16 protein-coding genes are annotated in these 13,619 nt (G+C 69.1%); 6 read left to right on the top strand and 10 right to left on the bottom strand.

Going from position 1 to position 13,619, the window contains the following annotated elements:
• The first annotated feature begins 111 nt into the window (after positions 1-111).
• Together AB0F10_RS19070 and AB0F10_RS19065 are read left to right on the top strand one after the other, a co-directional pair.
• Positions 112-573, top strand: a complete 462-nt coding sequence (locus AB0F10_RS19070) for a helix-turn-helix domain-containing protein (RefSeq protein ID WP_360626236.1) — start codon at positions 112-114, stop codon at positions 571-573.
• Between the two features lie 68 nt (positions 574-641).
• Positions 642-1,874 carry an alpha/beta fold hydrolase gene (locus AB0F10_RS19065; RefSeq protein ID WP_360626234.1) on the top strand — a complete coding sequence of 411 codons (1,233 nt, stop codon included), beginning with the start codon at positions 642-644 and terminating at the stop codon, positions 1,872-1,874.
• Between the two features lie 70 nt (positions 1,875-1,944).
• Here AB0F10_RS19065 and AB0F10_RS19060 read toward each other — a convergent pair whose 3' ends face one another.
• Both AB0F10_RS19060 and AB0F10_RS19055 read right to left on the bottom strand, forming a co-directional pair.
• The gene (locus AB0F10_RS19060; RefSeq protein WP_360626231.1) at positions 1,945-2,607 is read right to left on the bottom strand and encodes a response regulator transcription factor; all 663 of its coding nucleotides are present in this window, start codon (positions 2,605-2,607) and stop codon (positions 1,945-1,947) included.
• On the bottom strand, positions 2,595-3,827 hold the full coding sequence (locus AB0F10_RS19055; protein ID WP_360626229.1) for a sensor domain-containing protein: 1,233 nt from the start codon (positions 3,825-3,827) through the stop codon (positions 2,595-2,597). The genes AB0F10_RS19060 and AB0F10_RS19055 overlap by 13 nt, the downstream gene beginning before the upstream one ends.
• Before the next feature lie 291 nt (positions 3,828-4,118).
• On the opposite strand from AB0F10_RS19055, the gene AB0F10_RS19050 reads away from it, so the two are divergent.
• Complete coding sequence (locus AB0F10_RS19050) at positions 4,119-5,594, top strand: vanadium-dependent haloperoxidase (protein WP_360626226.1); 1,476 nt, start codon at positions 4,119-4,121, stop codon at positions 5,592-5,594.
• A 554-nt stretch (positions 5,595-6,148) separates the two neighbouring features.
• On the opposite strand, the gene AB0F10_RS19045 is transcribed toward AB0F10_RS19050, so the two are convergent.
• The 6 genes from AB0F10_RS19045 to AB0F10_RS19020 all read right to left on the bottom strand — a co-directional run bounded on the left by AB0F10_RS19045 (position 6,149) and on the right by AB0F10_RS19020 (position 9,782).
• Positions 6,149-6,664 carry a hypothetical protein gene (locus AB0F10_RS19045; RefSeq protein WP_360626223.1) on the bottom strand — a complete coding sequence of 172 codons (516 nt, stop codon included), beginning with the start codon at positions 6,662-6,664 and terminating at the stop codon, positions 6,149-6,151.
• 151 nt (positions 6,665-6,815) lie between these two features.
• Positions 6,816-7,601, bottom strand: coding sequence for an ABC transporter permease (locus tag AB0F10_RS19040; RefSeq protein WP_360626220.1), 786 nt, complete (start codon positions 7,599-7,601; stop codon positions 6,816-6,818).
• On the bottom strand, positions 7,598-8,485 hold the full coding sequence (locus tag AB0F10_RS19035; RefSeq protein ID WP_360626217.1) for an ABC transporter ATP-binding protein: 888 nt from the start codon (positions 8,483-8,485) through the stop codon (positions 7,598-7,600). Before AB0F10_RS19035 ends, AB0F10_RS19040 begins: the two co-directional genes overlap by 4 nt.
• The gene (locus tag AB0F10_RS19030) at positions 8,475-8,897 is read right to left on the bottom strand and encodes a GntR family transcriptional regulator (RefSeq protein ID WP_360626310.1); all 423 of its coding nucleotides are present in this window, start codon (positions 8,895-8,897) and stop codon (positions 8,475-8,477) included. Before AB0F10_RS19030 ends, AB0F10_RS19035 begins: the two co-directional genes overlap by 11 nt.
• A gap of 292 nt (positions 8,898-9,189) precedes the next feature.
• A complete protein-coding gene (locus tag AB0F10_RS19025) occupies positions 9,190-9,576 on the bottom strand; it encodes a PPOX class F420-dependent oxidoreductase (RefSeq protein WP_360626214.1) in 387 nt (128 codons plus the stop codon).
• 14 nt (positions 9,577-9,590) lie between these two features.
• The gene (locus AB0F10_RS19020) at positions 9,591-9,782 is read right to left on the bottom strand and encodes a hypothetical protein (RefSeq protein WP_360626211.1); all 192 of its coding nucleotides are present in this window, start codon (positions 9,780-9,782) and stop codon (positions 9,591-9,593) included.
• 59 nt (positions 9,783-9,841) lie between these two features.
• On the opposite strand from AB0F10_RS19020, the gene AB0F10_RS19015 reads away from it, so the two are divergent.
• A complete protein-coding gene (locus AB0F10_RS19015) occupies positions 9,842-10,318 on the top strand; it encodes a MerR family transcriptional regulator (protein WP_360626208.1) in 477 nt (158 codons plus the stop codon).
• 90 nt (positions 10,319-10,408) lie between these two features.
• Here AB0F10_RS19015 and AB0F10_RS19010 read toward each other — a convergent pair whose 3' ends face one another.
• Entirely contained in the window at positions 10,409-11,065 is a 657-nt protein-coding gene (locus tag AB0F10_RS19010; protein WP_360626205.1) for a response regulator transcription factor, read from the bottom strand.
• 121 nt (positions 11,066-11,186) lie between these two features.
• On the opposite strand from AB0F10_RS19010, the gene AB0F10_RS19005 reads away from it, so the two are divergent.
• Both AB0F10_RS19005 and AB0F10_RS19000 read left to right on the top strand, forming a co-directional pair.
• Positions 11,187-11,717 carry an FtsX-like permease family protein gene (locus AB0F10_RS19005; RefSeq protein ID WP_360626202.1) on the top strand — a complete coding sequence of 177 codons (531 nt, stop codon included), beginning with the start codon at positions 11,187-11,189 and terminating at the stop codon, positions 11,715-11,717.
• 162 nt (positions 11,718-11,879) lie between these two features.
• Complete coding sequence (locus AB0F10_RS19000; RefSeq protein ID WP_360626199.1) at positions 11,880-12,503, top strand: response regulator transcription factor; 624 nt, start codon at positions 11,880-11,882, stop codon at positions 12,501-12,503.
• Here the strand turns inward: AB0F10_RS19000 and AB0F10_RS18995 are convergent.
• The coding region (locus tag AB0F10_RS18995; protein ID WP_360626196.1) for an ABC transporter ATP-binding protein at positions 12,399-13,619 on the bottom strand (1,221 nt) is incomplete at its 5' end. The genes AB0F10_RS19000 and AB0F10_RS18995 overlap by 105 nt on opposite strands.

Genomic DNA, 13,619 nt, shown 5'->3' with positions numbered 1-13,619 from the left:
CGTCCCGCCGGCGGTCCTGGAGGCGCTGCGTGCGGCGGCCTCGGCGAGCAGACGCCTGGCGTCGATCTGCACATGGTCCGCTCCGACCACGGGGCGGCCGCGGCCAACGCGGTGGCCCGGCTGGCCGTGGTGGCACCGGTTCGCCCGGGTGGTCAGGCGCAGTTCATCGAGACCCCGTTGCCCGCCGAGACCGGCGTCTCCCTCGCCGCAACCCGGGCCTGGGCGTTGCAGAACCTCGACGAGCCGCTCACGCTGACCGACCTGGCCCGGCACGCCAACAACAGCGTACGGACGTTGACGCGCCGATTCCGCACCGAGACCGGCCTGAGCCCGCTGCAATGGTTGCTGCATCAGCGCATCAACCGAGCGCGCGAACTTCTGGAGTCCACCAACCTGCCGATGAACCTCGTCGCCACCCGCAGCGGCCTGGGCAGTTCCGACTCGATGCGCCAGCACCTGACGCGGCGGGTCGGGCTGACACCGATAGCGTACCGGCGGACCTTCACCCGTCTGCCGGATCAAGACCAGAGGAACAGCCGGTCCACAGTGGCTCGTGGAGGGGCCGCCGTATAGCCTGCTGTACCCCAGGTGGGTAGCTGTCGGGATCGAGCGTGACCACTACGAAAAATAGCGTTGTCGCCATGACGACGAAGAAGAAATTCCGCAGCATGACGATCGGGCTCACCGTCAGCGGCGCCATTCTGGCTTCGGGTGTGGGAGTCGCCAACGCTGACGACACCGAAAGCGCGCTCATCGGCGGTGGCCAGACCCTCGTGGCCGCCACGGAGCCCGGCTGGGCAGGTGTCGTTCGCGAGCAGGTGCAGATCGACTTCGGCAAGGGCTGGGTCACCAAGGCCGAGCTCACCTATCCGAGCAGTGCGAAGGGCCGCCTGCCGCTGGTCATCTTCCTGCACGGCAGCGGGCACAACGACATGAATCAGACGCTGCCGGACGGCAAGGGTACGACCTTCGTTCCGCTCGCCCAGGCGGCCAGCAGGGAAGGCTTCGCGACCCTGCGCTTCAACAAGCGCGGAGTGACCGGCATCGGGCCGGTGGAGAGCACTGATCCGGCCCAGCTGATGCCGAAGAACCCGTACCACCAGATCCAGCAGGATGCCGCTTCGGTGGTTCGGTTCGCCGCCAAGTCGCCGAGGGTGGACCCGTCGAAGATATTTCTCCTCGGCCACAGCGAGGGCACCAATGTGGCCGCCAACCTCGCCGCCGACCCGAACAGGTTCGGCATCCCGAAGCCGGCCGGGGTGGTCGAGATGGGGGTCGTCGGCCTGCCCGTCGAGCAGTTGCTGACCTTCCAGATCTACGGTCGGCTGTTGGCGCAGATGCACGACGAGTTCGATGTCAACGGTGACGGTCAGCTGACGGCCGTCGAGGCGACCGACGGCCTGGTGGGGCAGCCGAAGGAGGTTGCCGACCAGTTCGGCTCCGTCCTGCTCGACGGCAAGAAGGTGCTGGCCGGCACCGACAAGAACCACGACGGTCAGATCGCGATCGACGCCGAGGCCGGCGCCGTGCTGCGCAAGGCCACCCATATCGACGACTACCCGAACCTGCCGGGCCTGGACCAGGGCACGATCAACTATATGAAGGACATCGCCCGCTTCCCCACCGTGTCGCAGTCGCTGCCCAAGTTCTCCGGCCCGACGCTGTTGCTCAACGGTGAGAACGACCTCCAGACTCCGGCTCGCGCCGCGATCGTCGCCGACGCCGCCGTCTCCGGCCACAAGGACCACAAGATCGTCATCTACCCGGGCATGGCGCACACCATGAACGTCACCCCGAAGTTCCGCCCGGAGTTCGGCGAGCCTGACAAACAGGTCATCACCGAGGTCCAAGGCTGGCTCAAGTCCCACCGCTGAGAAGCAACCGCGAAGCGGCCGCCGACGAGGCGGCCGCTTCGGTTACCGGTCAAAAGCTATGTGCGGGGCACTACCCGGCCCGGCGCTGAATGTCCTCCAGATAGCGCAGCACGGCGGTGACCCGGCGGTCCGCACGGTCGGTGGGTGCCAGGTCGAGCTTCGCGAAGATGCTGCGGATGTGCTTGTGCACAGCACCCTCGGTGACGAACAGCCGCTCGGCGATGGCGGTGTTCCCGTGGCCCTCGGCCATCAGGGCCAACACATCCCGCTCGCGGGCGCTGAGCCGGTCCAGCCCGCCGTCCGGCCGGGTCCGGGTCAACAACTGCCCGACGACCTCCGGATCGATGGCCGTGCCGCCGTCGGCGACCCGATGCAGGGCGCCGAGGAACTCATCGACCCGGCCCACCCGCTCCTTCAGGAGATAGCCCAGCTTGGCGGCGCCACCGGCCAGCAGATCGGTGGCGAAGGCCTGCTCCACATACGCCGAGAGCACCAGCACCGCCAGATCGGGGTGGCGCCGGCGGGCCTCGACCGCGGCCACGATTCCCTCGTCGGTGTGGGTCGGGGGCATCCGGACGTCGACGATGGCGACGTCCGGCCTATGGAAGTCGACCGCCTCCAGGAAGGGCTCCGGGCCGCCGGCCGTGGCGGCCACGTCGAGGCCCTCCGCACGCAGCAACAGCGCGAGCCCTTCACGCAGCAGGGCGTCGTCCTCGGCGATCACGATCCGCATGGCAGCTCCACCTGCATCGATGTCGGCCCACCGGGTGGGCTGATCAGGGTCAGGCACCCGTCGCACGCCTCGATCCGCCGCCGGATGCCGCCGAGCCCCGAACCGCGGCTCTCGTCGGCACCGCCTCGTCCGTCGTCGTCCACCCGCAGCAGCAGCCGGTCACCCTCGCGGCGGACCGTGACGGCGACGGCAGCGGCCCCGCTGTGTTTCACGACGTTGGTGAGGGCCTCGGCTACGACAAAGTACGCGGTCGCCTCCACCGATACTGCGCAGCGTCCCGGCATGTCCACGTCCACTGTGCAGGGCACGGCGCAACTGCCGGCCAGGCCGGTGAGCGCGCCGGCGAGACCGCGGTCGGCCAGCACCGGGGGGAGGATGCCGCGGACGACGGTACGCAATTCGGCCAGGGCCTGTTCGGCGGCGTCCTGCGCACGCTCGAGGATCTCCCCGGCGGTGTCCGGATTTCTCGTCAGCGCCCGCCTGGCGGCGCCGAGCAGCACGTTCACGGCAACGAGCCGGTTCTGGGTGCCGTCGTGCAGCGAACGCTCGATTCGCCGCAACTCGGCGGCGTGCGCATCGAGGGCGGCGGCGCGGGTGGCGGTCAGCTGGGCCACCCGCAGCGACAGGTCGGCGTCGGGATCAGCGGCGAGCAGACCCCACCCGGGCGCGGCCTGGAGGCGGGCCAGCAGTGGGCTGAGACCGATGACCAGGGCCGCCATGCCGACGCCGGTCAGCCCGACCACGAGGGCGCCGAGCTCGGTGCGCACCGGGAAGCTGATGAACCCGGGACCGCCCTGCTCGGCGTCCAGCCACCGCCACCACACCGGGAACGTGAGGTACTGCACCGCGTACAGGGGAAGGGAAAGACCGACGGTTCCCATGATGAAACCGAACGTCGCGTGAGTGGCCACCCACCCGGCCTCGCGCCGGACCGTGCTGTCCCGCAGCGCGGGCAGCACGCGGTCCGGCAGCGGCTCCGGGTCGATGATCTCCGGACGCCAACGCGACAATCGGGCCCGCTCCCGGTTCGCGACGGACCGGTTTGCCTGCAGCGTGCCGGGCACCAGCAACAGCCCGACGCCGGTCAGGGACAGCAGCGCCACAATGATCAGCCACAACAGCGCCCCCAGCGCGAGCAGCGCGGTGCCCAGACCGCCGAGGAGATGCTCCAGGGCATCGATCGAGACGCGGACGCGAGCAGGCAGATAACGCCGGGACATCCCCGTGACCTTAGGGCACAGCCGGGGCGGGCACAGTGCAGCAGGCTGTACTTCGGGGCGAGGCGGACCGTGCCGCTCCGGCCTTCCGGCGAGTCCTTGACGTCGATGGGCGCGTCCCGGAGCACCAGCGCCTGTCAACACCTGTTCGGTCACGAATCTCGGCACTCTCATGGGCAAACGGCAATTCAACCTCCTTTGTAGAGTGACAGCGTGCGTCACGGAATGTGACGTATTCATCACGGGGGAGGTTGTAAGTTGCTGTCTGCACGAAGGTTAGGCGCGCTTGCCCTTGTGGGGGCGCTTTCCACCGGTGCCCTCCAAGCGGTCACCCCGGCCCCGGCGCTCGCCGCCGGCCCCGCCGATCACGTCAACTACTGGAATGAGGTACTGACCCAGACGTTCCGCGAGACGTCCGACATCGGTCCCGGCCCGCTCGCACGCTCCGCGGCCATCATGTACGTCTCGATGTACGACGCGGCCAACTCGGTACTCTGCGCGCAGCGGGCGGCAGACTGCCTCGGCCAGCCGTACGCGCTGCAGGTCGGCGGCGGCGGCGACTTCAACTCCGCCGTCGACTACGCCGCGCACGACGCTCTCACCGGCGTCTTCGGCGGCCTCGGCTTCAATTTCGACGACGAACTCGCCACCGCACAGTCCGACATCGCGGACTCAGCCGCGAAGACCGCCGGCAGGTCGGTCGGCCAGCAGACCGCGGCGGCCGTGCTCCAGCGCCGCGCGAGCGACCACTCCAGCGACCCGGTGGCGGCGTACACGCCGGACGATGTGCCAGGAGCGTGGCGGCCCGCCTCGCCCAACGGCCCGGTCGTCAACCCGAACTGGGGCAATGTCACCCCGTTCGTGATGACCAGCGGGGCACAGTTCCGCCCGCCGCTTCCCGGCGGCGCCACCAGCTACGCGGAGCTGCTGGCCAGCCCGGAGTACGCCGAGCAGTTCAACGAGGTGAAGACGTACGGTTCCGTCAACTCGACCGTGCGGACGGCCGACCAGAGGCAGGCCGCCTTCTTCTGGGCCAACGACGTCAACGGGACGTACAAGCCGCCGGGCCAGCTGCTGCAGCACACCGAGATCGTCGCGAACGCCCAGGGCGTGCCGGTGACCTCCAAGGTGAAGTTGTTCGCCCAGGTGGCGGTCGGGCTCGCGGACGCCGCGATCCTGGCCTGGGACCGCAAGTTCCTCGGCTCCGTCGACCTGTGGCGGCCGGACATGGCCATCCACCAGGCGGCCGGCGACGGCAACGCGGACACCGAGGCGGATCCGTCGTGGCAGCCGCTGTCGGTCGACCGGCAGGGCAACCATTTCTCCCCGCCGTTCCCGGCCTTCGTCTCGGGGCACGCCACATTCGCGTACACCTGGGCGCATGTCATGGCGCATTGGTTCGGCCGCGACGACATCACCTACACCGGCACGACCGACGACCCGAACGCCGCCGGCGTGCAGCGCACGTTCACCAGTTTCTCCGCCGCCGCCGATGAGGACGCGCACAGCCGGCTCTGGCTCGGCGTGCACTGGCACTTCGACGCCGACAGCTCGCTGAACCCGGGCAACGAGCTCGGCGAGTTCGCGGTGGACAACACGATGTACTACAACCATTCTGACGATGAGCTGCTGTACCTGCACAAGACCGGGGTGACCAACCGTAACGAGTGCAACAACACGGGGCGGCAGCTGTCCAACGAGCACCGGTGGGAGTTCTGGCGCTGCGCGTACAGCAACAACCGCACCACGTACGACCTGTACGTCCACTAGTGCCTCGTCCTGCGGCCGATGGCGGTGTCTGCTCGGAGTGGGTGCCGTTGAGGGTGAAGTAGCGCAGGGCGACGAACTCGGCCTCGATCCAGCTCAGCCATGAGCCGCAAGTCGGTAGGAATACCAGCTCGGCCCGGTGGGCCTGGCACCACCCGCTACTTGCCATCCGCCCACGCAACGGCCCTGGGTACCCGCCCGAGCGGGTACCCAGGGCCTCAGAGCCCGCGCAGGGTCGTCAGTGCGCGCAAGCGGGCCTTGCGGCCGGGGTCGACCCCTCTCATCGGCTACAAGCCCGCGTCGACTTGGGTCCAACATCGCAATCGATGTCTACGCAGGGTGACAAGGCGGCCCTGTGTTAAATCTCGGCCGCTTACTCCGATGGTCAACAAGTGGCGCTCGCTCTGACGAACATTCGCGGGGACCGGGAGCGCGAGTGGCGCCGAATAGCCCGGCACGCCCGCGCTGCGGCTACGGATGTGAGTACATCGTCAGCTCACAGCTAGCGGCGACCAGCGTCCTGGACGGCGGCGGGTGGAGGCCGTAGGGCGGGAACGTCATCCAGATGTGAGCGGAACCAGGAAAGGCACCAGTCGCAGTAAGTCGTCAGGGAGCGTCGCCGCCCACTGCGCGAGATCGCCGGTGACTCGCAGAAGCTCCACCTCGACGCGGGCCTGCCCGTGTTCGTCGATGGCCTCGCCGACGGACTCCAAGGTCCAGTCCTGCCAATGCTGCATCAGATGGGCTCGTACGTCGTCGAGTTGGCCCCGGGTCCACCTGCTGGCCACGACGCAGAACTGATCGGGCAACTGCGGCCGGAGCATCTTCTCGACAGCATCGATGTCGGCGGCGGCCACGACGAGAACAGCCTGGTACGGGCTCGGACGAAAGGTCACGGCGGTGACCGCAGCTCCGCTGTCCTCCAAGGCAAGGCGGTCGAAGTCGAGGTTCTCGTCCCGCCCGGTGCGCGGCCAGACACCGGTCGGCGGTGGACAAGGCGGTGTCGTCCACTCCGGGTCGACCGAGCCAGTGACACGGTCCCCGGCATCGAATACCAGCTTGCGGACGTCCATCCTTCCCACGATAGGCGACGTCACCCGGCACCCACGCCGCCATTGCGCATCACATGCAACCGCACACCGTCGCCGGTGAGACGACCCCCACCAAGATCGGACATCCCCTCCTCGGCAGATCCGCGCCCTCGAGTCCCGGATGGCTTCATTGCTACGCCGTTCGAATCCTCGTGGCGAGGTAGCCCATGGCGAGGACCGCGAGGCCTAATCCGGCCGCCATCAGGTAGCCGATCGTGTCGAACATCGAGATGTCGGCGGAAAAGTCCGTTGCCGGGGCGGTCGTCGTGTCGAAGCCGCCGGCCAGACTGACGAGGGGGGCACCGAGCAGGACGCCGAGGCCGCCGCCAAGGTAGACGACGATCGGACCGGTCACCACCGTCAGGGCCAGCGTCCGCAGGGTCCGGCCGTGGGCCAGGCCCAGCACGCCACCGAGGGCGGTCAGCGCCGCGGTTTGTCCGGCCATGAAGCTGATGCTGTTGAAATGCAGCAGTTGCAGCATCTCGTACGTGTCGTTGGCGAGCACGGTGTAACGGGTGCCCACGACGCGGAACGGGACGGCGACGATGAGCGAAAGGGTCAGCCCGGCACCGACGGCGTAGCAGAGTTTGGTGAGCACCCATCGGCGGCGGGCAACGGACTGCGTGAGGATGTACGCGATCGTGTCGTCCTCACGTTCGGGGGCGAACAGGGCCACGCCGAGGATGAGACCCAACGTGGCCGGAAGGAACGCGGCGATCAGTTCGATGCCGAGGACCGCGTCCATCGCCGCCCCGTGCGGGTAGCAGACGTTCGGGTCGAGACAGTTCGGTGTGCCGGCGCCGTCGAGCTGGTCTTGAACGGTGCTGGTGGCGTACCAGAGGTAGGCGGTGGCCGCCGCGGTCAGCGCCGCGGCGGTGATCAGGTACGGGCGAAGCAGGCGAAGCGCGAGCCAGCTCATGCGACGCGGACCTCCTCTACGGGCTGCGGCTTCGCGGTGCGCAGGTAACCGAGCAGGACTTCTTCCAGGGTCGGGCTGTGCCAGGCGACGGAGCCGGCATCCCGTGTCCGCGTGCCGTGGACCAGGGCGGTGAAATCGTTGCCGTCGCGCCGGAGCTCCACGACGGGCAGGCCGTCGAGGGCGGCCAGGTCCCTGACGGCGCCGACCGCGATCCGGTGCTCGGCCACGGCCGCGTCCGTTTCGGCGTCCAGTCGGATCCCGCCGGCCGCGAGCACCACGACGCGGTCACAGATGTGCTGGATGTCGGCCACGACGTGGGCGGACAGCACGATGGTGACGCCCCGGTCGGCGACCTCGGCCATCAACGTTCCGATGACCTCGGTCCGGGCGATCGGGTCGAGGGCCGCCAGGGGCTCATCGAGGATCAGCAGGTCCGGTCGTTTGCCAAGGGCCATGGCGAGGGCCAACCGGGTGCGTTGCCCGGCCGAGAGGGAACCGACCCGGGCGGTGGTGGGCAGTGTCGCGGTGTGCACCAGATGCTCGGCGTAGTCCGTGGCCCAGCGCGGGTTGAGGCGCGCTCCCAGGCGCAGCGTTTGCTGCACGGTCAGGTTCCGGTAGAGCGGTGCCTGCTGGGCGACGTATCCGATGCGCGGCAGGATACTGGGATTCAGTGGTTGACCGAGGACGGTCAGCCGTCCTCGGTCGGGACGCAGCAGTCCGACGATCGCGCGCAGCAGGGTGGATTTCCCGGCGCCGTTGCGGCCCAACACGGCGACGACCGCACCAGCCGGGATCGTCAAAGTGCAGTCGCGCAGGGCGTCGGTGGTGCCGAACCGACGGCTGACGCCTTCGACGGTGACGGCGGCCGGAATGTCATCTGACATGGGCGGTTGGTTCCTCGTGGTCGGTGGCGGGGGCGGAGTCGGCAAGTTCCTCGGCGATGACATCGACGAGGGTGTGGATGTCGGACCGGTTCAGGCCGGCCTCCAGGGCCTTGCCGAGCCAGGCGGTAAGGGCCTGGCGGAGCGCGGGGTCGTCGACCGGTTGCGGGGGAAGGTCCTCACGGACGAAGGTGCCGGATCCCTGGCGGGGTTCGACGAGTCCGGCGACCTCGAGGTCGCGGTAGGCGCGCAGCACCGTGTTGGGGTTGATATGCGTGCGTTCGGCGACTTCACGAGCGGTGGGCAGACGGTCCCCCGGTGCGAGACGACCCATCCGGATCGCCTGACGGACCTGGTGCACAAGTTGGGCATAGACGGCCGTACCAGAGCGGCGGTCGATCCGAAAGGTGACCATCACATCCAATCCACTAGTTCATTAGCGGATTGAGTATCGAGCGTGGGGACAAGCCGTGTCAATGACTGACGGCCGGTACGGTGCAGGCGGTGACCTCAGCCCGCCAGGTACGCCAAGCTCGCGCCATCACCGACATCGCCGCCGCTTCGGAGCCACCCGGCGCAGGTCGCGCAGGTGCAGGACCGGCTCACCGGCTCTCACTTGGCCTGCGTAGTCCCGGGCATCGTTACAGGGCAGGGAGCGGAAATGCTTGTCTTCCTGGGATTGGGTTCAGGCATCGCTCGGCGGGCAGCTACCGCCCGGTCAGGAGGCGGTCAGGCCGTAGTTCGACGATCACCCGGTCCGGCGTCCACTGCGGATCGGCCGACCGTTCCGGCATGTATTTCTCGATCAACGGCTGGGCCAGCGCGTCGTGGTTGTCTTCGATGAGCCGTGCCCGGCCGTACGCAACGACGTAGAACTTCTTCTCGAAGTCATCGATGAGCAGCGAGATGGCCGGGTCGCGCCTGAGGTTCAGGTACTTCGCCCGCGAGCGGGTGGTGCTGAACCGGAAGCTCTGGCCGTCCCAGATGAACCACACGACGGACAGCTGCGGCGGCCCGCTGGCGCGGTTGACGCCGACCACGGCATGCCGAGCGCCGGCCAGCAGTTCCCGCACGTCCTCTTCCGACTCCGACATGGGGTGGTGCCTCCTTAGAACGTCAGGATGACCTTGCCGACCAGGCCGCCGGCCTCGAACACCCGGTGCGCCCGGTGCACGTCGTCGACGCGGTGACAGGCGCCGACGCGCACGCGCAGCTCGCCGGCGGCCGGGACAGGGACCGGCACCTCGCGCAGCGTAAGCACGTCGATATCGCCATGGCGGTCAATCTGTACGGCTCGCATGAGAGGTACGGTAAAGTCTCACATCGATGTGAAGGTCAACCTTCTGCGACGGAGGCCACATGCGCATCGGCGAGCTGTCCCGGCGTACCGGGGTCACCGAGCGGCTGTTGCGGTACTACGAGGAGCAGGGCCTGCTGCAGCCGAGCCGCCTGCCCAGCGGCTACCGGAGCTACGCCGGCTCCGACGTGGAGACGGTGCGCCGCATCCGGTCGCTGCTGACCGCGGGGCTATCCACCAGTGTCATCGCGGGCGTGTTGCCATGCGTCTCCAGCGATGGCGGTTTCCTGGCGCCAACCTGCCCACAGCTGCGCGCCGACCTCGCCGGCGAGCATCGGCGAATCAGTGCCGCGATCGAGGACCTGCAAACGTCCCGCGGACTACTGGAGGCCATCATCAACGGCAAGCCCCGCGCAGGTCACCGAAGTGCGGGCCGGCGGCTTCCTCGGCGCGGGCCCGGTCGGCCCGTACGGCGCCTTCGCAGGGCTGGCAGACCCACCGCCGTTGCCAGGCCGATCCCGGCCGAAATTCCCGGCTAGCCGGCCACGAAGGGCCGGTTATCGCATCCACGAGATCCTTGACCGGGGGCAACGTGTACCTGATCAAGCAGGCTGGCACGGCCATATCAGTCATTCGTTCAGCTGACTTGCGGCGTTGAGGTAGGCGAGGACGGCGAGGACTCGGCGGTGGCCGCTGTCGATGACGGCCAGGCCCAGTTTGGCGAAGATGTTGCCGATGTGCTTGTGGACGGCGTTGTCGGTGATGACGAGTTGCTGCGCGATGGCGTTGTTGTCGTGTCCCTGCGCCATCAGTGCCAGGACCTCGCGTTCGCGCGGGGTAAGGGCGTCGATCGGGTCGCCGACGCGTTGGACGAGTTGCGCGATGACCTCCGGGTCCATCGCGGTGCCACCGGCGGCGACCCTGCGCAGCGCGTCGACGAATCCGTCTACCCGGCTGACCCGATCCTTCAGAAGGTAGCCGACCCCGCCGCCGGTGGTGGCGAGCAGTTCGGCGGCATACTGCTGCTCGACGTATTGCGAAAGCACCAGGACCGGCAGGCCGGGGTGTTCTTGGCGGGCCCGCAGGGCGGCCCGGATTCCTTCGTCGCGGAACGAGGGCGGCAGGCGGACATCGACGATGGTGACATCCGGGCGGTGTTCACGTACGGCGGTGAGGAAACCCGCCGCGTCGTCGGCGACGGCCACGACCTGAAAGCCTGCCCGGCCCAGCATCAGCTCCAGTCCGGTGGACAGCAGGACATTGTCCTCGGCGATCACCACCCGCACGGGAGCTCCACGGTGACGGTCGTCGGGCCGCCTGCGGGGCTGTCGAGGTCGACGGTGCGGAGACGTCACCCTGCCCAACGACCTCATCGTCGCTCACACCACCTCGCTGGTCGACACCGCGGTGCTGATCAGATCCGCGAGCGGGACCGACGCGAAGGCGCTTACCGGTGCGCTGCGCGCGGCCGTCAAGTCCTACCCGACGGTCCAGGTCGGCGACCGGGAGGCGTTCCTGGCCGCGCCGGGAGCCGGCGGTGAGGGCGACTGGGTCCTCAACGTGCTGTTTCAGACCGTTCTGCTGGGCTACATCGCGATCGCCGTCGTAAACACCCTGGTGATGGCGACGGCGGCGCGCGGACGCGAGTTCGCGATGCTGCAACTCATCGGTGCCCGTCGCGACCAGGTCCACTCGATGATGAACGGCGAGTCCCGGATCGTGGTGTTCTCCGCGCTGCTGTTCGGTCTGCTGGCGACGATCCCGCCGCTTGTCGGCTTCAGCCTCGGCGAGACGAGGTCGGCCACCCCAGGCATCTCCATCATCGGCCTGATCGCGATCGTGACGCTCACCGTCGCACTTTCCCGGGGTGCGATCACCACAGCTACCCGACTCGCAATGCGATCGGCGCCGATCAAAGCCGTCGGCGGGCGCGAATAGAAGATCGACACATTACCGAGGCACACGCATGTTCCTCGGAGTGTCCGGTGAAACATCGGCCGCAAACCACGGCGGGCAGATATCCGAACAAACAGGTCTCCTGACCTTTATCCGTCCGATAGGTGGTCGCGCACCGTGTTGTCATCGTGACATGGTGTCGGCGTGTCGAAAGCCGGGTCCTCTGCCATCCGCGTCGCGATCGTGCGGGAGGCCCCGCTCTACCGCGGTGCGCTGGCCGCCGCGCTGCGCGCCGAAGCCGATCTGGAGGTCGTCGCTGAGGTGGCCGCGTGGCGCGACGCCACGGCGCTGCCCGTACCGCCCGATCTGACCGTGCTCGACTCCGAAGGGGACGACGATCCCCTGGTCGCCGCCGCGGCCATCTGCATCGCCGTACCGGAGAGCCGGGTGTTGGTCCTGATCGAGGCGGATCGGCATGACGTGCTGGCCCGGGTCACGCCCGAGGACCTGCGACGAGTGGGTCTCGTAACGAGGCGCGCCTCGCTGGGCCACCTGCTGTCCGCGATACGCAGTCTCGCGCACGGCAGCGCGGTGATCGACCCGGAGTTGGTCGTCTCCGTGCTGGTGCAGCCGGAGAATCCGCTGAGCGACCGCGAACGAGAGGTGCTGGCGCTGGTTGCCCAGGGTGTCCCGACGGCCGAGATCGCCCGGAAGCTGGCGCTCTCACCGGGCACCGTCCGCAACAACCTGAGCCGGATCACCACCAAGATCAGCGCGCGGAGCCTCGCCGACGCCGTCGACCGGGCCCGCCGCGCCCGGTGGCTGTGAGCCCGACGCCCAGTATCCCGCCATCTCCCGGTACCGCGGGCTGGCCGCCTGCAGGCTCCGGTGGTCGCCGAGCAGCGGACCGTCCGGGTCGAACAGCAGCACCCGGGAGGCGCGTACCGCCGAGCTGATCCGGTGCGCGATCACCACGAGCGGGCCGCGTTCCGCGAAGGCACGCTCCACGCGTTCCTCGGTGGCGGGATCGAGGTGGCAGGTGGCCTCGTCCAGCACCGCCACCGGCGCGGGGGCCAGGTAGGCGCGGACCAGCGTCAGCAGCTGCCGCTCGCCGGCGGACAGGTCGCCGGGACACAGGTGCGCCGGCAGGCCCCCCAACCGGTCCAGCAGCGGGGCAGCTCCGAGCCGTGCGGCCACGGCAAGCAGTGCCCGGTCGCCGGCCGAGGGGTTCAGGTAACGCAGGTTGTCCGCGATGCTGCCCGGGAAGAGGTACGCCTCCTGCGGGATCAGCACCCGGCACCGGGCCCGGGTGACCGGGTCGAGGTCCTCGACCGGGATTCCGTCGTAGCGGACCGTACCCCGCTGCGGGCGCAGCGTGCCGCACAGCAGACCGGCCAGTGTGGACTTGCCGACGCCGCTGGGCCCCACCACGGCAAGGTGCTCGCCGGGTCCCACCGCGAGGTCGACGTCGTCCAGGACCGGACGCGCGGCGGCGCCGTATCGGAACGTGACCCCGCACAGCTCCAGGCGGGCCGGGTGACGCGGCGAGGCGGCGATCGGCCGTTCGCCGGCGGGCTCCGGCGCAGCCCGGCGCAGCAGGCGGTCCAGCGTCACGACAAACCGCAGGCCCGCGTTGCCGACTGTGGTGACGAACAGGTCCAGGGCCGGCACGAGTACTTGCGCGAGGTAGGTGAGTACGCCGATCAGCGCGCCGGTGCTGATGCCGTGGCCGGTGAGCCGCCCGCTGCCGGCCAGCACCGCCACCAGCGGGAGCCAGCCACCGACCACGACGGTGAGTGACCGCACCGCGGCGAGTCGGGCAAGCGCCCGTTCTGCCCGGGCCTGTGCCGCGACGGCCTCGTCGACGTACTCGGCGGCGCGCTCGGCCGCCCGGCAGGCCGCCACGTCCCGGGCCGCGCCGGCCGCCGCGGTGGCCCGGTCCGC

This window comes from Actinoplanes sp. NPDC026623, from assembly GCF_040638275.1.
GTDB lineage: Bacteria > Actinomycetota > Actinomycetes > Mycobacteriales > Micromonosporaceae > Actinoplanes.
Note: the sequence above shows the minus strand (reverse complement) of the source record. Positions and strands in the feature narration are given on the sequence as shown.

Bases quoted from the DNA above. Each gene is read 5' to 3' on its own strand.
- AB0F10_RS19030 (WP_360626310.1), bottom strand. From the start codon at position 8,897: ATGGTCACCTTTCGGATCGACCGCCGCTCTGGTACGGCCGTCTATGCC.
- AB0F10_RS19045 (WP_360626223.1), bottom strand. From the start codon at position 6,664: ATGGACGTCCGCAAGCTGGTATTCGATGCCGGGGACCGTGTCACTGGC.
- AB0F10_RS19065 (WP_360626234.1), top strand. From the start codon at position 642: ATGACGACGAAGAAGAAATTCCGCAGCATGACGATCGGGCTCACCGTC.
- AB0F10_RS19025 (WP_360626214.1), bottom strand. From the start codon at position 9,576: ATGTCGGAGTCGGAAGAGGACGTGCGGGAACTGCTGGCCGGCGCTCGG.
- AB0F10_RS19015 (WP_360626208.1), top strand. From the start codon at position 9,842: ATGCGCATCGGCGAGCTGTCCCGGCGTACCGGGGTCACCGAGCGGCTG.
- AB0F10_RS19060 (WP_360626231.1), bottom strand. From the start codon at position 2,607: ATGCGGATCGTGATCGCCGAGGACGACGCCCTGCTGCGTGAAGGGCTC.
- AB0F10_RS19035 (WP_360626217.1), bottom strand. From the start codon at position 8,485: ATGTCAGATGACATTCCGGCCGCCGTCACCGTCGAAGGCGTCAGCCGT.
- AB0F10_RS19040 (WP_360626220.1), bottom strand. From the start codon at position 7,601: ATGAGCTGGCTCGCGCTTCGCCTGCTTCGCCCGTACCTGATCACCGCC.
- AB0F10_RS19020 (WP_360626211.1), bottom strand. From the start codon at position 9,782: ATGCGAGCCGTACAGATTGACCGCCATGGCGATATCGACGTGCTTACG.
- AB0F10_RS19055 (WP_360626229.1), bottom strand. From the start codon at position 3,827: ATGTCCCGGCGTTATCTGCCTGCTCGCGTCCGCGTCTCGATCGATGCC.